The following is a 20,127-nucleotide window of genomic DNA, read 5'->3' as shown; positions in this document are numbered from 1 at the left end:
CGTGGGACCACCACGCCGAACGGATCCGGAGGAACGATGCCCCGCACCGAGCATCCCTGGCCCGCCCACACGACGACCACGCTGCCGTGGCGCAGCGCCGTCCGCGGGCCGCGCCCGGATCGTGAGACGGCTTCGATCAGCGCGTCCGTCCCGCCGCGGATCGCAGACGCGCAGTGGACGCCCGATGCCGACACCGCCGCTCTGCTCGACCGCGCCGCCACCGCCGTGCGGGACCTCGATGAGCACCACGGGACCGGGCTCACCGTACTCGGCGGTGTGCTCGACCGGACGGAGGCAGTCGCGTCCTCCCGCATCGAGGACGAGTCCGCGACCCTCGACGACTTTGCCCGAGCGGCCGTCGGCATCCGGGCGAACAGCAGCGCCACGGCGATGGTCCGCGCCGGCGGCGCCATCGACGGCCTGGTCGCCGCGGCGAGCTCTGGCACGATCACCGAGGACGCGCTGCTCGCCGCCCACCGCAGACTCATGCGGGACGACCCGGTCGACGGTCGGTACGCCGGGCGCTGGCGCGACGTCCAGAACTGGATCGGCGGCGGTCCCACGCCACGGCTCGCACGACACGTCCCACCGCCGCCCGAGCTCGTCCCGGACCTCATGGACGACCTGTTCACGTTCCTGCACCGCCGCGACCTGCACCCGATCGCGCAGGCGGCGATCGCCCACGCGCAGTTCGAGTCGATCCACCCCTTCACCGATGGCAACGGTCGGATCGGCCGAGCGCTCGTCGCGGCGGTCCTGCGCCGTCGAGGGCTCGCACGCGTCGTCACGGTGCCGGTCGCCGCGGCGCTGGTCGCCGAGCGGGACCGGTACTTCTGGCACCTCGAGCGCTACCGGCGCGGTGCCGTCGACGAGTGGATCCGTGACCTCGCGATCGCCATCGGCACCGTCTGCGACGAGGCCACGCTCACCGCACTGCTCCTCGACGAAGTCGCCGCCGATCGTGCCGCGGGTGCGTGCTCCCGCGGCCCGCACGCCGTCGTCGGTCGAGCGCTCGTCGACGACCCCGTGCTGACCGAGGAACGACTGGAGCTCCTGCTCGACGGCGACGAGCAGGCGATCGACGTCGTGACGGACGACCTGTGCCAGGCAGGAGTGCTCCGTCCCGTCACCGAACGACGTCGCCGCCGGGCGTGGTCGACGGTCGCCGCAGCCGACGAGATCGCCGCCTTCGGCGCCCGCGTCCACGCCGCCGTCACACAGCGGGCGAATAGGGTGGGGTGGTGATCAGCGAGCACGCCCAGGCCACCCCGCCCACGGCCGCCAAGCGGCCCACGACACGGACCCACCACGGCATCGACTTCGTCGACGACTACGAGTGGCTGCGGGACAAGGAGTCGCCGGACACGCTGGCCTACCTCGAGGCCGAGAACGCGTACACCGACTCGGCGACGGCGCACCTCGGCGCCCTCCGCGACCGGATCTTCGCCGAAGTGAAGGGCCGCGTGCAGGAGACCGACCTCTCCGTCCCGGTCCGCATGGGCGACTGGTGGTACTTCACGCGCACAGCCGAGGGCAGCCAGTACGGTGTGCACTGCCGCGCACCCATCTCCGGCCCGGACGACTGGACACCGCCCGCCGTGACCGAGGGCGCCGCGACGCTCACCGGCGAGCAGGTCGTCCTCGACGGCAACGCCCTGGCCGACGGCCACGACTTCTTCTCGCTCGGCACCTACGACATCAGCGACGACGGCACCCGCCTCGTCTACGGCATCGACGTCGAGGGCGACGAGCGGTACACGCTGCACGTGCGCGACCTCACGACCGGCACGGACCTCGGCGACGAGATACCGAACACCGGTGCCGGGGCGACGTTCGACCCGTCCGGCCGCTTCGTGTTCTACCCGACCGTCGACGACTCCTGGCGGCCCGACCGGATCTGGCGCCACACCGTCGGCAGCGACGCGACCGACGACGTCGTGGTGTTCGAGGAGCCGGACGACCGCTACTGGGTCGGGGTCGGGGTGACCCGCTCGTCGCAGTACATCGTCATCGAGCTCGGGTCGAAGATCACCTCCGAGGCGCTCGTCCTCGATGCGGCCGACCCGACCGGCGAGTTCCAGGTCGTGTGGCCTCGGCGCGAGGGCGTCGAGTACGAGATCGAGCACGCGATCGTCGGGGGCAGCGACCGGTTCCTCGTCCTGCACAACGACGGCGCCGAGAACTTCGAGCTCGTGGACGTCCCCGCCGACGACCCCACGTCCGAGCGTGACCGCCGAGTCGTCGTGGCGCACCACTCCGAGCGCCGCATCGAGTCCGTGGACGCCTTCGCCGGTCACCTCGCGCTCGAGTACCGGTCAGAGGCGCTCCCCCGTGTCGCCATCATCCCGATCGAGGGCGACGGCTACGGCGATGCACACGAGGTGCCCTTCGACGAGGCACTCTTCTCCGCCGGCCTCGGTGGCAACCCCGAGTGGGACCAGCCGACGCTCCGGATCGGGTTCACCTCGTTCGTGACGCCGTCCGAGGTGAGCGACCTGGACCTCGCGACCGGCGAGGTCACCGTCCTCAAGCGTCAGCCGGTCCTCGGCGGCTACGACCCGGCCGACTACGTGCAGGAGCGCGACTGGGCGACCGCGGACGACGGCACCCGCGTACCGATCTCCCTCGTGTGGCGCCGCGACGCGGTCGACTCCGACCGTCCGGCCCCGCTGCACCTGTACGGCTACGGGTCGTACGAGCACTCCATCGACCCCGGGTTCAGCGTGATGCGGCTCTCGATGCTCGACCGCGGCGTCGTCTTCGCCGTCGCGCACGTGCGTGGCGGCGGCGAGATGGGGCGGCACTGGTACGAGAACGGCAAGACGCTCACGAAGAAGAACACCTTCACGGACTTCGTCGCCGTCGCGTCGCACCTCATCGACACCGGACGGACGTCGTCCGACCGGCTCGTCGCCGAGGGCGGCAGCGCGGGCGGGCTCCTGATGGGCGCGGTGGCGAACCTCGCCCCCGAGCGGTTCGCCGGCATCCTCGCGGCCGTTCCGTTCGTGGACGCCCTGACGAGCATCCTCGACCCCGACCTGCCGCTGACCGTCATCGAGTGGGACGAGTGGGGCGACCCGCTGCATGACGCCGAGGTCTACCGCTACATGAGCGAGTACACCCCGTACGAGAACGTCCGGTCCGATGTGCAGTACCCGAAGATCCTCGCGGTCACCTCCATCAACGACACCCGCGTGCTGTACGTCGAGCCCGCGAAGTGGACGGCCAAGCTGCGGGAGGTCGGCGCCCCGGTTCTGCTCAAGACCGAGATGGCGGCCGGGCACGGCGGTGTCAGCGGTCGCTACGACTCGTGGAAGGAGCGGGCCTTCGAGCTCGCGTGGCTGCTCGACGTCCTCGGGCTGGCCGACGTCACGCCGGCCGCCGCGAACGCGAACCCGATCGCCGCCGGCTGACGTCCGCGCGCGGTGCTGGCGGCGAGCAGGATGCCGGCAGCACCGCGCCGCCGCCGACGACGAGCGCCGTGCTGGCTTACCTGACGAGCACGGGGCTTCCAGCCATGACGAGCGCGTGGCTGGCGGACCTGACGAGCGCCGTGCTGGCAGACCTGACCAGCGCGCCGCTGGCAGGCCCAACGAGCTCGGCTCGCAGGCCTGCGAGCCGAGCCGAAGACAGGGCCGGTCACACACGGTTGAGCGCGTGCACCGCTTCGTCGTACGACTCCTCGGCGAGGCGAACGCGGTCGCCCGCGAGCACGCCGTACCCGAACGTGCCCTCGCCCCCGTGTTCGGCGATGCCCGAGTGCACCCGCAGCACGTCGAGCGCGTGGAGTGACCGCACCCGCTCCGTGAGGACGTCGGCAGCGTCCCCGATGCGCTTCCACAGTGCGTGCGGGAACGCGTCGTCGCCGAGGACGTCCATCGCCATACGCGCCCGGGTCGCCGCTCGCCAGGCGTGCTCGGTCGCCTCACGCGCAGCGGCTTCGCGGTCGAGCACGGCGGAGGAGTCGTCGTCCTCCCCCAGGGCGTCGCGCACGAGCTCGCGGACCCGGGGCTTCTCGATCGCGGACACGTCCTGTGCGACCTGCTTCGGCGGGCGGAGCGCCCACGCGGTCGGGGCCGGCCGCTCCGCGGCGTCGTCGAGCACGTCGAGGAGCTCGAGGAACGGCTCGCCCTGCAGGAACGCGACGACGTCGCGCACGGCGACCGCACGCCGCTCCCGCGTCGCCGCGAGGATGCGTTCGCGGGTCATCACGTCGACGAGCGCGTCCTGGGCCGGCGTGGACGCGCGGGGCAGACCGTCGACGAGGTACTCCGCCAACGCAGCGCGCGCGGTCACGGCCGCCAGTCCCTCCGCCGCGTCAGCGGCGCGATCGACGGCGTCGGTCTCGGGGAACGCCGGACGGTACGACCCGATGACCGCCGCGATGCCGAGTGCTGCAGCGGCCGTCTCGCGGAGGTCGGCCTGTCCGCCGGACCGGAGCAGGGCCTCCTGGGCGAGGAGCGTCGCACGCAGCTTCCGGAGTCGCTTCGTGAGCGCGCGGGCGGCGGTTCCCCTGTCAGGCTTGTCGGCTGTCTGGAGGCGCGGTGCGGGTGCTCCTGCCAGCCCGCGTGCCAGCTTGGACGAGACGGCGGCGGGGGCGGCGCCGACGGCCGCGAAGCGTCCGTCGAGCGCCGAGAAGAGTTCGTGGGCGACCTGCGTGTCGACGTCACCGACGGTCTCCACCTCGACCTCGCGCCACGTGCGCGGCGCCTCGGGTGCGTCGTCGTCGAGTCGCTGCGCGACGACCTGGTCGTCGGCGAGTTCGGCGATCTGGTCGCCGTCCTCGTCGAGGAGCCGGGTGACCGTGCGTGTGGTCGTGATCCGGACGACCGGTCGCAGTTCGCGACCACGGCGCTCGGTGAACAGCGCCGCGAGGACCTCGTCGGGCACCGTGTCGGCGTCGTCGGTGAGCGGGAAGTGTTCCTCGTGCCGGACGGTGTCGGACGCCGCGCGCTTGATGTGCCAGCCGGCGTCGGGGCCGCCCGTGCGACGCCGGACGGTGACGTGCGAGGCCACGAGGTCGTACCGCTCGGTGTCCCAGTACGTCGCGTCGAGTTCGAACGGTTCCTGGTGCTCGGTGCGGAGGATGCCGCCGGCGCCGATCAGGTCGGGGAGGTCCCCGCCCTCGGGCAGGTCGTAGGTGCGCTCGATCTCGAGGTGCGTGTCGCTCACGCGATCTTGTCTACCAGGGGTTCCCCGTGCTGCTCGACCTGGGCGGCCGCTCCTGTGGAGAACTTCGTGACGACGATCCCGACGATCACCGTGGCGACCGGTGTCAGGACGACGAGGAAGGGCCAGACCCGACCCGGCGCGTAGGCGTACAGGGGCGTGTAGTGCAGTGCGTCGACGAGGAGCGGCGCGACGAGCACGATCCACGCCCACCTGCGGCCCGCGGTGGCGACGAGCCACGCGACGAGCCCGGCGAGCGGTGGGAGCACCTCGATCGGCAGGTCGGTGTCCGGCCCGAGCAGCGGGTACACGACGAGGCCGAGCGCAGCCGCCGCCATGATGCTCGCGCCGAGTCGACGCCGCCGGATCGGGACGCCATCGAGCAGGAGGATCGCGGTGACGAGCGCAGCGCCCGGCAGGAGGTACTGCAGGACGAGCCAGCCCACCTGCGCCACGAGGAGGTCGAACGTGCTCGAGTACTCGTAGTTCGGCAGCATGATCACCCAGACCGGAACGGCGAGGAACGAGAGGAACGCCAAGCCGACCAGGACCGGGACGGTCCGGATCGTGTGCGGTGCGGGACGGACGTGGAGCGGTGCTGCGGTCATGGATTCCCCCCATGTGGATCGGTGTCCGGCGCGCCGGTGGAAGAGCGCCGTGGTGAGTGCGCCGAACGCGAGGGCGGTCGGCGAGAGTTCGAGCTCGCGAGCGTCGCGGACGTCGGCGAGCCACTGCTCCCGACGGACCTCACGGTGGGCGGCGGGCGAGACGGCGACCGCCGCCTCGACGATGATCCGATCGAGCGCGCTCACGACGTCACCGGCCGGGCGCTCGGGCGAGGTCGACGTGCACCGCGCGCCGATGCCTCCGACGCGACCGCCGTCGCCTGGCGGGCGTCCAGGAGGTCCCTGGCCGCTTCGGCCCCCTCGGCCGTGAACTCGTAGAGCCGACGCCGCGGTCCGGGACGGTCCGCATCGTCGTCCCACGAGGACCGGATCCATCCGAGCCCCTCGAGTCGTTCGAGGATCGGGTAGACGGTGCCCGCCTTCCGTCCCGTGGCCTTGATGACGAGCAGCCCCCACGCGGCACCGTCGGTCGAGAGCAGTGCCTCGAGCACGTCGAGCGTGGGCGCGGTCACACGCTGGATCGGTTCCATGCGGTCAACCTACCTATATCGATTAAGTACCGCAAGGCCCCCAGATGCACGGGTTACCCTGAGCCCATGAGCGAGACGATCACCCGCGACGCGTTCGTGCCGGAGGCCGGCGCCGTCACGATGTTCACGACCAGCTGGTGCGGCTACTGCGCCCGACTGAAGAACCAGATGTCGAAGGCCGGCGTGCCCTACCGCGAGGTCGACATCGAGCAGACGCCGGGCACGGCCGAACTCGTCGCCGAGGTCAACGGCGGCAACCAGACCGTGCCGACGCTGGTGTTCCCGGACGGCAGCACGGCGACGAACCCGTCGCTCGCCGAGGTCCAGTCGCGCATCTGACACCGAGGCGGCCACACAAGACACCGGTGTTCGCGGGACACACCTCCGCATGCGAGGGTGCGGCGCACGAACACCGGTGTTTTGCGATCCGGGCCTGCCCTACCGCGCGCCGCGCTCCAGCGCCTCGGTCAGCAGCGCCGCCATCGCGTCGAGCTGGATGTCACCGGAGTCGACGATCTCCTCGTCGGAACCGTCGAGCGCCCGGGCGGCCAGGGACGCCTTCGAGTCGATGAGCTCGGCGATCTTGGTGTCGATCGTCTGCGCGGCGATGATGCGCCACGCCGTGACCGGCTCTTCCTGACCGATGCGGTGCACGCGGTCGATCGCCTGGGTCTGCTCAGCCGACGTCCACGACAGCTCCGCGAGGACGACGTTCGACGCCACCTGCAGGTTGAGACCGACGCCCGCTGCGGTGAGCGAGCAGACGATGACGGCGACGTCGGGGTCGTTCACGAACGAGTCGATCTCGGCCGTGCGCTGCGCCGGCGTCTGGTCGCCCCGGACGGTCGCGGTGCGGAGGCCCCGGCGGGCGAACACTTCCTCGGCCTGGTCCATGACGTCGAGGTGCTTCGCGAAGAACACGACCTTGCCGACGTTCGAGGCGAGCTGCGCCGCGTAGTCCGCCGCGAGCTGCGCCTTCGCGCGACCGATGCGCCGCACCATCGAGAACACGTTCTCACCGGTGGACGAGGCGTCCTGGTCCTCGAGCTCCCAGCGGGCGACCTGCCGGACGAGCTTGTGGTCGATGCCGACGTCCGGGTCCTGGCCGGTGCGTGCGTCGAGCGCCTGGTGGTACCGCTTGACGAGCTTCGCGGTGAGCTCGCGCTCGGCGTCGCGGATGGAGCGACCGACCTCGTCGTCGAGCTCGACGGGGATGTCGGCGATCCGGCGGGCCGGGATGTCCGCCGCGACGTCGACCTTGCGGCGCCGCACGATGCCCTGGTCGATGACGGCCTTGCGCGCCTCGACGAAGAAGCCAGGGTCGGCCGGGGTGAGGCCGATCTCCTCGAGCTCGTTCATGAGCTTCGCGCGGGGCTTCTTGTCGTCGATCCAGCCGAGGTACTCCCAGATCGTGCGGAAGTCCTCGACCGAGTTGATGAGCGGCGTCCCGGTCAGGGCCATGAGCAGCGGTGACGCGGTGCGCGCGCGGATCGCCTCGGCGAGCTGCAGCACGAACCTCGACCGCTGCGAGTCCTTGTTCTTGATGAAGTGCGCCTCGTCGACGACCATGCCCTTGAACCCGAAGTTCGCGAGCCAGCCCGCGTGCCGGTCGAGGATCTCGTAGTTCACGATGACGATGTCCGCGAACCCGTCGAGGTCGTCCCCGTCACCGTGGATCACGGTCGACGTCCGGTTCGGCACCCACCGGGACGCCTCGCGCGCCCAGTTCGTCTTGACCACGTTCGGCACGACGACGAGGAGCGGGAACGCGTTCGCGGCGTCGGCGGCGAGCAGCGACTGCGCCGTCTTGCCGAGACCGGGCTCGTCAGCGAGCAGGAACGTCCGGTGTCCCTGAGCCGCGGCGGCGATGAGTTCCGCCTGGTGCTTCATGAGCGTGGTGCCGGACTTCGAGTGCAGCGTCGCGGGCTCCGGCAGCGGCATCGTCGCCGCTCCCCCGCCCGCGCCGTACTCGAACGACTTGAAGAGCGGACCGAACAGCTCCCAGTTCGCCAGGCGTCGCGGGTGTGCGACGGGCTGGTCGGCGAGCGCGAAGTCGGGCGCGAGGAACGGGTTCGCGAGCTGCCGCTGCACGACCGCCTGCGGCACGACCGAGCGCACCGGGCTCTCGACCGTCGGAGACGGCTCGGCGGCGATGACGAGTTCCTCGGGCTGCAGTTCCATACCGCCGGCGATCATCATGTCGCGCTTCACCGTGCGGGTGGCCTCGCTGACCGAGGCCTCTTCCGTGAGGAGCTGGATGACGCTCGTGTCACGTGCCGCGGTCTTCGCGAGGATCGTCGCGACCCCGTCGAGCCGCTTGAGCTGCTCGGCGCGCTGCGCGTCGGTGAGCTCGGTGTCCGCCTTGACCCGTGCGCGTTCCTCGCGCATGAGCAGGGCGACCGCCTGGAACTTCGAGCGGTTCGACGCCTTGAGCGGTCCACGCTGCGCCGCCGCCTCGACCTCGCGCACGGCGCGGGCGAGGACGGGGATGACGCCGTCGTTGTCGAGCGGCCTGGTGCGACGCGACGCGGTCCGCGTCCCGCCGGCTGCTCGCCGGGTGCCTGATCGAGCCAACGCTCCTCCTGTTCCGCCCGTTCGCGCCGGGCGAGCCGCCCGTCGGGGCGGAAGTCCTGAACCGGTGCCTGCACGGCTCCGGTGTCCGCGGGCCACCGTGGCCCGCCGCTTCGCCGGTCCCCGCCTCGGGACGTGGAGTCCCGCGGACCGTTCCCATCGCGGCCACCGGGTGGGTGCCGGATGCGACGGTCCGCGCCGGGAGCCGGCGCCGTCACACGCACGTGAAGCCCCCTCGGGACGCTCACGGACCCGGTTCCCACGTCGGTCAAGCGACCGACTGCTGCGTCCGGAATCGACGCGGCACGCGGGAACGCGGTGCGTGCACGGCCAGTTTACTCCCCGACCACCGACGGAGGCGACTCGGCGTCGCCCGCGCGAGTCGCGCCTCCCGTCCGGCCGACGCGACCACCGGTCGGTCTGGAGGCGCGGCTCGTCCCCTCCACGCGCCTCCCGTCCGCCGCCGGTCGCGCCCACCCCGCCGAAGCGACAGTCCTCGGATCCCGGCACCGCCCACCCCGCGAAAGCGACAGATTCGCGCTGGGATCCAGCCGGAAGCTGTCGCTCTCGCGGAACCAGCCCCGCGCAGCCGCCACCCAGCCGCCAAGCTCCCCCGCCCCGGCCCCGGCCCCGGCCCCGGCCTCGCGGCGGCGGATCAGACCTGCGGAGCGGAACGCGGACGCACGAGCCCGTCGGACGGGACGATCGGCGTCACCTCGACCAGCGCTGCCTGCGTCGCCGCGAGCAGTTGCTCCGCCGTGTGGATGCCGGTCGCCGACCCGGTCGTCGCCTGCCCGCCCGCGTGCGCGAGGAGCTGCGCGCCGATGGCCGGGCCGATCCGGTCCGCCTGGTCGGGGTTCCGCGCGACCCAGTCCCGAGCGACGGCGTCCGCGAGGCGCTCCGCCGCTGCCCCGCGCTCGGCGTCGCCGCGCGAGCGGTGCCACAGCCCGGTGACGACGAGGTGCGCGACCACCGCGCCGATGTCGCGCACGGGGAAGCCCCAGCCGGCGGTGTCGATGTCGAGGAGACCGGAGATCCGCCACGGCTCGTCCTCGTCGACGAAGATCTGCTCGAGGTGCAGGTCGCCGTGCACGACCTGCTTCGTGGCCGTCGCCCAACCGATCGACCTCCGGCCGATCGCGTCGTAGAGGCGGTCGATCTCCTCGGCGTCCTGCGGCAGCGCGGCGACGAGCGTCCGTCGGTGCCAGTCGGCGTGGTCCATGGCGTCCGCGCGGGCCTGCTGCGTCGTCGGGACCGTCGCGATCCGACCGGTGAGCGCCGCGAGGGACGCCACGAAGCGCGGGTCGTCGGCGATCTCGAGGATGCGGCTGCCAGCGGGGACCCCGCGGATGCGCTCGAGGACGAGGAGCCCGTCCCCTCGGCTCGAGAGGACCCGCGGCACCGGCAGCCCGGCGGCGACGAACTGTTCGTGCGACTTCTCGATCGGGGCGACCCGGTGCGGGCGCACGACCTTGAGGAACACGGTGCCCTCGACCGCGTCGACACGGACCACGGCACGCTTGCCCGGCCGGTACGCCGCCACCGTGAGGGTCGGGTCGGTGACGGGCATGCCGAGCGTGGTGAGGAGCTCGGCGACGGCGTCGCGGTACGTCACCTGCGGCAGCACCGGCAGCCCGGGGTCGTTCGGGTACGCCCACACCGAGACGGGGTCGCCCGTGGCGGGGTCGGTGACGATCGCGCTGTTCTGGTCGTGCGCGCCACCGGTGTCGACGTAGGTCAGGACGGTGGCGCGCTGGCCGTTGCGGTCCACCGTGTCGACCTCGTACCCGTACAGGTACCCGTTGCCGGAGGGTTCGACCGAATGGGCCCGCGCGGCCACCACGGAGGTCCCGGAGCCGGCGAAGGCCTGCGGGATGACGCGCTCATGGTTGGGCCACACGACACCAGTCAACCGGACCGCGCGGGATTCGTCGCCATCGTGCACGGCTCGGCGTGCGCACCGTGGCTACCGTGGTCGTCGTGAACCCGGTCGCGCGCCTCCGCAGCTCCAGTCGCACGCCCTTCCTGCAGGTCGTGAAGACGGCCGTCGCGGTCGTGGCCGCCGTGCTGCTGTGCCGGGTGCTCATCGACGGACCGTTCCCGACGTTCGCCGCGATCGCCGCGCTGCTCGTGGTGCAGCCGAGCATCAACCAGTCGTTCGTGAAGGGACTCGAGCGGAGCGCAGGGGTCGTCCTCGGGGTCGTGCTCGCCACCGGGTTCCACCTGCTGTTCGGCGACTCCGTGTGGGTCGTGCTGCTCGTCATCGTGCTCGCGATCCTCATCGCGTGGGCGCTCCGGCTCACCCCGACGTCGGCGACCCAGGTCGGCATCAGCGGGATGCTCGTGCTCACCGCCGGCGTCGTCACCCCGAACTACTCGGCGGACCGGATCCTCGAGACCGTGCTCGGTGCGATCGTCGCCCTCATCGTGAACGCCGTGATCGTGCCACCGGTGCTCCTCGGGCCGGCGCACCTCGCCGTCGCCCGACTCGCCCGGGACACCGCGGCGGCCTTCGAGCGGGTCGCGATCGGCCTCACCGAGGGCTGGGACCACGGCCGCTGGCACGAGGCACTGCTGCAGGCCCGGGCACTCCGGCAGCAGCACGCGCGCGCGGAGGCCTCGCTGACCGCGGCCCGCGAGTCCCTCGCGATGAACCCCCGCGGCGGCCGCCACCGCACGATCCTCGAGGAGGACATCGTCGTCGCCGAGCACCTGCGCGTCCTCGTCACGCGCGTCACCGGCATGACCCGGGCGATCCGGGACAACACCGCGCCGGACCTCCGGGCGGACCCGGTCGTGGGCAGCATCGCGACCGAGGTCGCCCGGATCGGGGCCGACGTGCGGGCGCTGAGTGCGCGGGTCGCGGCGGCGGACGTTCCCGTGTCGACGGCGGCCCTGTCGGGCCCGTCAGGTCCCACAGGTCAGAAAGGTCCGGCAGGTTCGGCAGGCCCGTCGGGTCCGTCGGGCCTGTCCGCGCCGGACGTCGAGCCCGGTCCGGCGCTGACCGCTCCGCTCGAGGTGATCCGGCCGAACTCGCGGCACTGGGTGCTCATCGGGGCGCTGCTCGAGGACATCCGGCGCGTGCGCGAGGAACTGCTCGGCGAGGACGACTGACGCGACGTGCGTCATCGACGCGACATGCGTCATCGACGCGACATGCGTCATCGACGCGACACGCGTCGTGGACGCGCCCCGTTTCGGCCTGGAGGCGCGGGACGGGCCCGCCCCGCGCCTCCAGGCCCACGGATGGACGGGTCTCAGCGGATGGCCGCTGCCGCCTCCGCCGCGGAGTGCACGATGTCGTCCCAGATGGTCGCCGTCGGCACGGACGCATCGCACGACACGACCTCGGCCTGCGCGAAGCGGTCGATCTCGGCGGCGGCCGCGTCCACCCCCGCCGCACGGGCGGCGCGGCTCGCGACGTCCGGGACGGCCCCGCGTAGTTCGGCGACGACGCGGTCGCGGCGGACGTCCTCCATGTCGCCGAGCACGCCGATGCCCTTCCAGGCGGCGTCGAGCTCGGCACGCAGACGGACGAGGGCCGGATGTTCCGGCGAATGGTCCATGGTGCCCCCAGTGCGGACGCAGCGTCGGGTACGCGTCGTCCGATGCGAGGCTAGCAAGGACACAAGAAGTCCTCACGTCCCACGAACGAGGGACAGACCGTTCTACCTCGGACCGCGCGGGACTGTGACGAGATTCAGCGAGATCGGCCGAGGAGCACCCATCCCGTGCCCGTTCGATGCCACCATGGGTCCGAGGAGGTCGCTATGCGCCTGTTGGTGGTCGAGGACGATGACGAGATGCGTGCACTCATGGAGCGCGGGCTCGCCGCTGAGGGGTACCGCGTCACCGCGGTCGAGAACGGGGTCGAGGCGCTCATCGCGCTCGGCGAGCAGGCGTTCGACCTCGCCGTCGTGGACGTCATGATGCCCGGTATGTCCGGATTCGAGCTCGCACGGCGCATCCGCGAGCGCGAGGACCCCGTACGGATCCTCCTCGTGACCGCGCGCGACGCCGTCGACGACCGGGTGTTCGGCCTCGACGCGGGTGCGGACGACTACCTCACGAAGCCGTTCGCCTTCGCCGAGCTCACAGCCCGGCTCCGCGCTCTCGGTCGTCGCGAGTCCGCCGGTGCCCCGCGCACGATCGAGGTCGGTGACGTCGCCATCGACTCCGAGGCACGCCGCGTCTCGATCAAGGGCCAGCGGGTCGCCGTGAGCCCCACCGAGTTCGCGCTCCTCCGGCTGCTCGCACGCTCCGTCGGCACCGTGGTCGACCGGCCGAAGATCCTCGAGGAGGTCTGGGACGGCTCGCAGCACGTCGACCCGAACGTCGTCGAGCAGTACATCTCGTACCTCCGGAAGAAGCTGACCTCGCACGAGGCCACGGTCGCGATCTCCACCGTGCGCGGTCGCGGATACCGGCTCGACCTGCTCGGGGCGTGACCGGTTCCGGGCGGGGCCTGATCCGTCCGTTGCGGAACCTGTCGCTCCGGGCGCGGATCACCATCGGTTCCACGGCGATCGCAGCGGTGGTCATCGTGCTGCTCGTGCTCGTCATGCGGTTCCAGGTGGTCAGCGTCGTGGCGAGTGCCACCCGCACCCTGCTCGACGCCGATGCCGACCCGTACGTGGCGACGCTCGAGGTGGACAGCGATCCCGATCTGTCGCCGCCCGGCAACGCCCAGCTCGTCGCGGTGGTGTCCCCGTCCGGCGACATCACCCTGTCGACCATGCCGCCGCGGGTCGAGCGCGCCCTCGGCAGCCTGACCTCGACCAAGGCCGGTACCTCGCTCATCCGGGTCTCCGGGTCGGAGTACCGCGTCGTCGTCGAACACCCGGTGAACCAGGCCGGGCGGTGGACCGTCGTCGCGGCACGCAACTCGCAGGCCGAAGCCATCGTCGTCGACGACCTGACGTCCACGCTGTCGCTCACCGGACTCGCGATCCTCGTCGCGTTCGGCATCGCCTCGTGGGCGCTCGCCACCGCCGCGCTGCGCCCGGTGAACCGGATGCGCCGCGAGGCAGAACGTCTCTCCGTCGCCCCCGAGCGCGCCGAGCTGCCCGTCGGACCCGCGCAGGACGAGCTCGCGTCCCTGGCGACCACCCTGAACGCCTTCCTCGCCCGCACCCGCCAGGCGACCGAGCGCGAGCGCCAGATGGTCTCGGACGCGAGCCACGAGCTCCGGACGCCCCTGGCGATCCTGACGACCCAGCTCGACCTCGCCTCGCTCGACGGGGAGGATGCCGCCGCCCTCGCCGCCCACATCGAGCGCGCCAAGCTCAGCGTGGCGCGGCTGTCCCGCCTGGCGAACGACCTGCTCGCGCTGTCCCGGATCGAGGAGTCGGAGCGCCGCGAACAGGACGGCGGCGCACCGACCACGACCGGCTGGTTTGACCTCGGTGACGAGGTGATGTCCGCCGTCGACCGCGTCCGGCTGATCGCCTCGGCGAAGGACATCACGGTCGACTTCGAACTGGAGCCCCCGGTCGCGGTCGGAGGCTCCGGCCCGGGCATCGGCGGCGGCACCGTGGAACCGCGGTACCGGCTCGACACCGGCGGGATGGCGCAACTCGTCACGAACATCGCCGGCAACGCCGTGACAGCGCTCCCCCGCGGCGGCGGGGTCTTCGTCTCGTGGCGCAGTGCCGGCGGCGAGGGCGTCCTGCAGATCACCGACGACGGACCCGGTGTCCCGGAGTCGTTCATCCCCGTCGCGTTCGACCGGTTCACCCGGCCGGACGAGGCCCGGAAGTCGCGCCCGAACCCCGACCCCACGACCGGCGGCATCCCGCTGCCCGGCGGTTCCGGGCTCGGGCTCGCGATCGTGCGCGCCGTCGCGGAGCGGGCCGGGGGCACGGCGTCGCTCCGGAACGTCCGCTCCGGCGGGCTCGAGGTCACGGTCCGGATACCCGAGGCGTCGTAGCCGCGGGCGTGGACGTGCACCGTCACTGGAAGTCCCGCGATCGCGTCCGCACGGACAGGGACAGGTGCTCGATCCGGTCGGCCACCAGGTTCACGACCCCGTCCGGCGAACGCTCGAGGATCCCCCGCACGACGACCGCCGGCGATTCCCGCGCGACCCGCCGGTAGCGCCCCCACACCCCGACGCTGCAGATCACGTTCACCAGCCCGGTCTCGTCCTCGACGTTCATGAACGTGATGCCCGAGGCCGTCGCCGGACGCTGCCGGTGCGTCACGATCCCGCCGACCTCGACCCGCCGCCCGGTCTCCGCCGTCGCGGTGTCCTGGACGCTGAGCACCCCGCGGGCGACCAGTCCGTCCCGGACGTGCCGCACGGGGTGGTCGTCGGTCGTCATCCCCGTGGACCACATGTCCGCGATGAGGACGTCCCCGCTCGTCATCTGCCCGAACAGCGGAGGCTGCACCGTCACCCCGGTGCCCGGCAGCTGGTCGGGGCGCTCCGCCGCGGCCTGGGCGGCTGACCACATCCCGCCGCGACGGTCGACCCCGAGCGCGGCGAAGGCGTCGGCGGCGGCGAGCGCCTCGAGCTGCGCCGTGGTCAGGCCGACCCGTCTGGCGAGGTCGGACATGTCGGTGAACGGACCGTGGGCATCCCGCTCGGCGACGATCTTCTCGGCACTCTTCCGTCCGAGCGACGAGACCTCGGCGAGGCCGAGCCGGACCGCGAACGCGCCGTCCCGCCGGTGCCGTGCCGTGTCGTCCGGGACGGATGCGTCGAACGGCAGCACCGGGGGCTGTTCCTCGGCCAGGCAACCGTCGTGACCCGTCGCGCGGTGGTGCGCTGTGCCTCCCGGCCCGTCGGGGCCGTCTGCACCGTCGGCCGCCCCGCCGGTGTCCAGGGGTTCCAGCCTGGCGTCCACACCGGACCGCAGGATGTCGGGCCGCAGCACCCGCACGCCGTGCCGCCTGGCGTCCGCCACGAGGGTCTGCGGCGAGTAGAACCCCATCGGCTGCGCCCGGAGCAGCGCCGCCAGGAACGCCCCAGGGTAGTGCAGCCGCATCCAGGCGCTCGCGTAGACGATGAGCGCGAAGCTGATCGAGTGGCTCTCCGCGAAGCCGAAGTTCGCGAAGGCCTGGATCTTCGCGTAGATGGCGTCGGCGTCCTCGCCGTGGATGTCGTTCGCCGCCATCCCCGCGTAGAGCTTCTGGCGGAGCCGGTCGATCTTCTCGTGCCCGCGCTTCGACCCCATCGCGCGCCGGAGCAGGTCGGCGTCGTCCCCCGAGCAGCCGCCCACCGCGATCGCCATCTGCATCAGTTGTTCCTGGAACAGGGGCACGCCGAGGGTCCGCTCGAGCACCGGTTCGAGCGACGGGTGGATGTACGTGATCGGTTCCTCCCCGGTGCGGCGGCGGATGTAGGGGTGGACCGCGCCACCCTGGATCGGCCCGGGACGCACCAGGGCGACCTCGATCACGAGGTCGTAGAACCGCCGCGGCTGCAGCCGGGGCAGGGTGCCCATCTGCGCCCGGGACTCGACCTGGAACACCCCGATGGTGTCCGCCCGGCACAGCTGGTCGTAGACGCCCTGTTCCTCCTTCGGGATGGAGTGCATGTCCCAGCGTTCCCCGCAGTGCTCGTCGGCGAGGTCGAAGCAGTACTGCAGCGCGGCGAGCATGCCGAGCCCGAGCATGTCGAACTTCACGAGCCCCATGTACGCGCAGTCGTCCTTGTCCCACTGCAGCACCGTGCGGCCGTCCATCCGGGCGTGCTCGATCGGTACGACCTCACCCACGGGCCGGTCGGTGAGCACCATGCCCCCGGAGTGGATGCCGAGGTGCCGTGGGAACCCGAGCACCTGCTGCGCCATGTCCACCACGGCGTCGGGGATGTCGTGGTCCTGGCTCTCGGTCACCGATCCCCACCGCTCGACCTGCTTCGACCAGGCGTCCTGCTGGCCGGGGCTGTGCCCGAACGCCTTCGCCATGTCCCGCACGGCACCCTTCGGCCGGTACGTGATGACGTTCGCGACCTGGGCGGCGTTGAACCGGCCGTACTTCTCGTAGACGTACTGGATCACCTCTTCGCGCCGGTCGGAGTCGAAGTCGACGTCGATGTCGGGTTCCTCGTCGCGCATCGCCGACAGGAACCGCTCGAACGGCAGGCCGTACCGGATCGAGTCGACCGCCGTGATCTCGAGCAGGTAGCAGACCGCCGAGTTCGCCGCCGACCCGCGCCCCTGGCAGAGGATGCCGCGTTCGCGGGCGTACTGCACCATGTCCCGCACGATGAGGAAGTACCCGGGGAAGTCCTTGTCCTCGATCACCGAGAGCTCGCGTTCGATGCGCTCCCGTTTCTGCGGGTCCACGCCGTCGGCGCTGCCCGGGTAGAACCGGCGGCCGCCGCGCCAGGTGAGTTCCCGCAGCCAGGACATCGTGGTGTGCCCGTCGGGGACGTCGATGTCGGGCAGCCCGGGCTTCACCGTCTTCAGCCGGAACCCGAGCTCGTCGGCGAGTTCGACACTGTGCTCGACGGCTCCCGGGTAGCGCGCGAACCGCCTGGTCATCTCCGCCCCGGAGCGGAGGTGCGCCGTGGGGGCGGCCGGCAGCCACCCGTCGATCTCGTCGAGGCTGCGCCGGGCCCGGACCGCGGCGAGCGCCGTCGCCACCGGGAACCGGTCGGGGGTCGCGTAGTGCACGTTCCCCGTGGCGACCGTGGGCAGCGCGTGCTTCGCGGCGAGCGCGGCGAGGGCGTCGTTCCGCGCGGTGTCCATCGGGTCGCCGTGGTCGATGAGCTCGACGACGACACCGGCCGTGCCGAACCGGTCGAGCAGGGCGCGCAGGGCGTCCTCGGCCGCGGTCTCCCCACCGCGCTCGAGCGCCTGCCGGACGGCGCCCTTCCGGCACCCGGTCAGGACCCGCCAGTGCCCGTCGGACCGTGCAGCGAGGTCGTCGAGGTCGTACCGCGGCCGACCCTTCTCGGCGCCGGCGGCCAGGTGGGCGTGCGTGACGGCGCCGGCGAGCCGGTGGTAGCCGTCCTGCCCGTCCGCGAGCAGCAGCAGGTGTGTCCCCTCGGGGTCGGGCACGCCGTTCTGCGGCTCGGTGAGCCCGAGGGACAGCTCGGTGCCGTACACGGTCGCGACGGTCGGGTACGCCTCGGCGACCTCGGCCATCCGTGCGGCACCGTAGAAGCCGTCGTGGTCGGTGAGCGCGAGTCCGTGCAGGTGCAGCCGTGCGGCCTCTTCGAAGAGGTGCTCCGGCCCGCTCGCACCGTCGAGGAAGCTGAAGGTGGAGTGCGCGTGCAGCTCGGCGTACGGCACGACGGGCACCCCGCCGTCGTCGGGCACCGGTGGGGTCGCCGGTGCGTAGGGCTCGCGCTTGCGGGACCACGCGGGGCTGTCGCCACCGTCGCCGTCGTGGGTGCTGCCGGGGTTCCGCTTGTCGGACAGGGCGCGTTCGAACTGCGACCACGGGATCGGCGGGTTGCTGTAGCCCATCAGCGCTCACCCGCTCCCGCGATCACGCCGCGCACCCACGCGGTCACGTCGCCACCGCCTCGGCCCACCAACGGTGGTCGGCGAGCACCAGGTACCAGGCACGCCCCTCGGCGTCGACGAGCTGCAGCCGGTGCAGTCGTCTGCCGCCGGCTTCCCACCAGCGCACGACGAGCGGCCACGGCCCGGCCCACGCCGTCACGGAACCGAACCGGCCGCCGCGCTCCCCCTCGGCCCGGAACCGCGCGGGCACCCCGGTCAGGGTGCCGCGGTCGTCGACGTCGACGGTGTCGCCGTCGTCGCCGACGACGTCCACCGGGCGCGGACGGTCGAGCACGGTCGCCGGTGGCGGTCCGGGCAGCCTGCCGGGCCAGGGACGATCACGGACGGTCGCCAGGGCGCGCTCGCCACCGACGGGCGCATCGCCCCACGGGACGAGCACGACCCGTTCGGCCAGGGTGCGGCCACCGCCGATCCGCGGGGTGACCACCCCGTCGTGCCCGACGAGCCCCTGCACGCGCGCGAGTCCGTGGTGCACCCGTTCGTCGGGGCCGGTCCCCCAGAGCCCACGCTCGTGGTTCGCCATGTCGTCCACCGCGACGGGTTCGAGCACCACCTGGACGACGGGGGCCTCGAGCCCGGTCGGGTCGACCCCGCCGGCGAGCTGCCAGCGCACCCGGTCGACCACGTCGGCGGCGTCGAACCACCGCGGGTGCACCCACGTGCGCTCGAGCAGGATGTCCCGCTCGTCGACGATGCCGACCCGGATCGTCGTGGCCACGAGTCCCGCTGCCCGGAGCCGCGCGGCGAAGTCGTCGGCGGAGCGCCGGAACGCGAACGCGATCTGGTCGGCACGGTCGAGCGGCGGTTCGAACGCGGCCTCGACCCGGAGTTCCGGCGGTACCGACCGCGCGGCGACCTCTCTCGGGTCGCGGCCACCGGCGAGCCGGTGCAGGAACGCCCCGGCGAGCCCGAACCGGTCGCGCACCTGCTCGTCGCTGAGCGCGGCGAACTCCCCCAGGGTCTGGATGCCGAGCCGTCCGAGCAGCATCGCCAGGTCGGCGTCGCCGAGCACCGCGAGGGACAGCCCGGACAGGAACGGCGCCGACCCGTCCACGGGCACGATCCGGACCCGCTCCCCCGGACGTGCGGGCCGGGCCCGTGCGGCCTGCTCGGCGGCGAACGGGGTGTCGGCGACCCCGGCGCGGACCCCGGGAGCGCCGTGGTCCGCGGCGATCCCCGCGAGGGTGGCCGCGGCGGCACGCTCCCCGCCGTAGTACCGGGCCGGGCCGCGGGAGCGCAGCGCGAGGGTGCCCGGCCGGAGCACCTCGACCCCGGGGACCGCCGCCTCGACCGCGCGGATGACCGGTTCGAACGCCCGGTGGTCGAGGGCGTCGTCGTAGGGCTGCACCACGAGCTCGGGGCAGCGTGCCTGCGCCTCGCGCACGCGGAGCCCCCGGATCACCCCGTGCTGCCGAGCGCTCGCGGAGCTGGCGTACACCTGCCCCTTCACCACGAGGGCGAACGGCCGCTCCGGGGGTTCTCCGGCGGCGCGGGCGGCGGCGATCACCGGCCAGTCCGGGCACCACAGCACGATCGTCCGGGTCGGGGGTGGTTCGGGCAGTGCACCGCCTCGGGCGAGGGCGTCGGCACGGATCGACCGTGCATCGGGCACCCCGGCCCCGGCGCTTCCCCCGGCCTGACCGTGGGACCCGGCGAGGGCACCCGTGACGCGGGAGCCGGCCGTGCGGGTCCGACCGCCACCGCGGGGGCTCACGACGCCACCGCCACGGGACGCAGCACGGGCGTCGT

Annotated in this window: 14 protein-coding genes; 6 read left to right on the top strand and 8 right to left on the bottom strand. The window is 72.6% G+C overall.

The features are described 5' to 3' along the window. Nucleotides 1-36: 36 nt before the first annotated feature. Nucleotides 37-1,245 (top strand): Fic family protein, encoded by a 1,209-nt coding sequence (locus HP507_RS07390; RefSeq protein ID WP_175351145.1) that lies wholly within the window; start codon nucleotides 37-39, stop codon nucleotides 1,243-1,245. Further along, nucleotides 1,245-3,413 (top strand): S9 family peptidase, encoded by a 2,169-nt coding sequence (locus HP507_RS07385; protein WP_376984709.1) that lies wholly within the window; start codon nucleotides 1,245-1,247, stop codon nucleotides 3,411-3,413. The genes HP507_RS07390 and HP507_RS07385 overlap by 1 nt, the downstream gene beginning before the upstream one ends. A gap of 226 nt (nucleotides 3,414-3,639) precedes the next feature. Here the strand turns inward: HP507_RS07385 and HP507_RS07380 are convergent, their stop codons facing one another. Genes HP507_RS07380 through HP507_RS07370 form a run of 3 tightly spaced genes read right to left on the bottom strand, consistent with a single transcriptional unit; the run spans nucleotide 3,640 to nucleotide 6,325 of the window. After that, nucleotides 3,640-5,172, bottom strand: coding sequence for a CYTH domain-containing protein (locus HP507_RS07380; RefSeq protein WP_175351143.1), 1,533 nt, complete (start codon nucleotides 5,170-5,172; stop codon nucleotides 3,640-3,642). Next, nucleotides 5,169-5,981, bottom strand: coding sequence for a hypothetical protein (locus HP507_RS18355; protein WP_175351142.1), 813 nt, complete (start codon nucleotides 5,979-5,981; stop codon nucleotides 5,169-5,171). The genes HP507_RS07380 and HP507_RS18355 overlap by 4 nt, the downstream gene beginning before the upstream one ends. After that, entirely contained in the window at nucleotides 5,978-6,325 is a 348-nt protein-coding gene (locus tag HP507_RS07370) for a PadR family transcriptional regulator (protein WP_175351141.1), read from the bottom strand. Before HP507_RS07370 ends, HP507_RS18355 begins: the two co-directional genes overlap by 4 nt. A gap of 66 nt (nucleotides 6,326-6,391) precedes the next feature. Between HP507_RS07370 and HP507_RS07365 the strand changes: the two genes are divergently transcribed. Continuing rightward, the gene (locus tag HP507_RS07365) at nucleotides 6,392-6,664 is read left to right on the top strand and encodes a mycoredoxin (protein WP_070416538.1); all 273 of its coding nucleotides are present in this window, start codon (nucleotides 6,392-6,394) and stop codon (nucleotides 6,662-6,664) included. A 99-nt stretch (nucleotides 6,665-6,763) separates the two neighbouring features. Here the strand turns inward: HP507_RS07365 and HP507_RS07360 are convergent, their stop codons facing one another. Next, the gene (locus HP507_RS07360; protein WP_175351140.1) at nucleotides 6,764-8,899 is read right to left on the bottom strand and encodes a DEAD/DEAH box helicase; all 2,136 of its coding nucleotides are present in this window, start codon (nucleotides 8,897-8,899) and stop codon (nucleotides 6,764-6,766) included. Between the two features lie 652 nt (nucleotides 8,900-9,551). After that, nucleotides 9,552-10,796 carry an aminoglycoside phosphotransferase family protein gene (locus tag HP507_RS07355; RefSeq protein ID WP_175351139.1) on the bottom strand — a complete coding sequence of 415 codons (1,245 nt, stop codon included), beginning with the start codon at nucleotides 10,794-10,796 and terminating at the stop codon, nucleotides 9,552-9,554. A gap of 80 nt (nucleotides 10,797-10,876) precedes the next feature. Here HP507_RS07355 and HP507_RS07350 point away from each other — a divergent pair, with 80 nt between their 5' ends. Beyond that, nucleotides 10,877-12,010 (top strand): aromatic acid exporter family protein, encoded by a 1,134-nt coding sequence (locus HP507_RS07350; protein WP_175351138.1) that lies wholly within the window; start codon nucleotides 10,877-10,879, stop codon nucleotides 12,008-12,010. Between the two features lie 143 nt (nucleotides 12,011-12,153). Here the strand turns inward: HP507_RS07350 and HP507_RS07345 are convergent, their stop codons facing one another. Next, on the bottom strand, nucleotides 12,154-12,462 hold the full coding sequence (locus tag HP507_RS07345) for a hypothetical protein (RefSeq protein ID WP_175351137.1): 309 nt from the start codon (nucleotides 12,460-12,462) through the stop codon (nucleotides 12,154-12,156). Nucleotides 12,463-12,666: 204 nt separating this feature from the next. Here HP507_RS07345 and HP507_RS07340 point away from each other — a divergent pair, with 204 nt between their 5' ends. Further along, complete coding sequence (locus HP507_RS07340; protein ID WP_175351136.1) at nucleotides 12,667-13,344, top strand: response regulator transcription factor; 678 nt, start codon at nucleotides 12,667-12,669, stop codon at nucleotides 13,342-13,344. Beyond that, a complete protein-coding gene (locus HP507_RS07335) occupies nucleotides 13,341-14,825 on the top strand; it encodes a sensor histidine kinase (RefSeq protein WP_271207151.1) in 1,485 nt (494 codons plus the stop codon). Before HP507_RS07340 ends, HP507_RS07335 begins: the two co-directional genes overlap by 4 nt. 22 nt (nucleotides 14,826-14,847) lie before the next feature. Here the strand turns inward: HP507_RS07335 and HP507_RS07330 are convergent, their stop codons facing one another. After that, the gene (locus HP507_RS07330) at nucleotides 14,848-18,318 is read right to left on the bottom strand and encodes an error-prone DNA polymerase (RefSeq protein ID WP_175351135.1); all 3,471 of its coding nucleotides are present in this window, start codon (nucleotides 18,316-18,318) and stop codon (nucleotides 14,848-14,850) included. Nucleotides 18,319-18,361: 43 nt separating this feature from the next. Next, on the bottom strand, nucleotides 18,362-19,972 hold the full coding sequence (locus HP507_RS07325; RefSeq protein WP_175351228.1) for a DNA polymerase Y family protein: 1,611 nt from the start codon (nucleotides 19,970-19,972) through the stop codon (nucleotides 18,362-18,364). Nucleotides 19,973-20,127: the final 155 nt, after the last annotated feature.

Source organism: Curtobacterium pusillum (assembly GCF_013359865.1).
Taxonomy (GTDB): Bacteria; Actinomycetota; Actinomycetes; order Actinomycetales; family Microbacteriaceae; genus Curtobacterium; species Curtobacterium pusillum.
The sequence above is the reverse complement of the archived record's forward strand: the minus strand, read 5'-3'. Positions and strand labels throughout refer to the sequence as shown.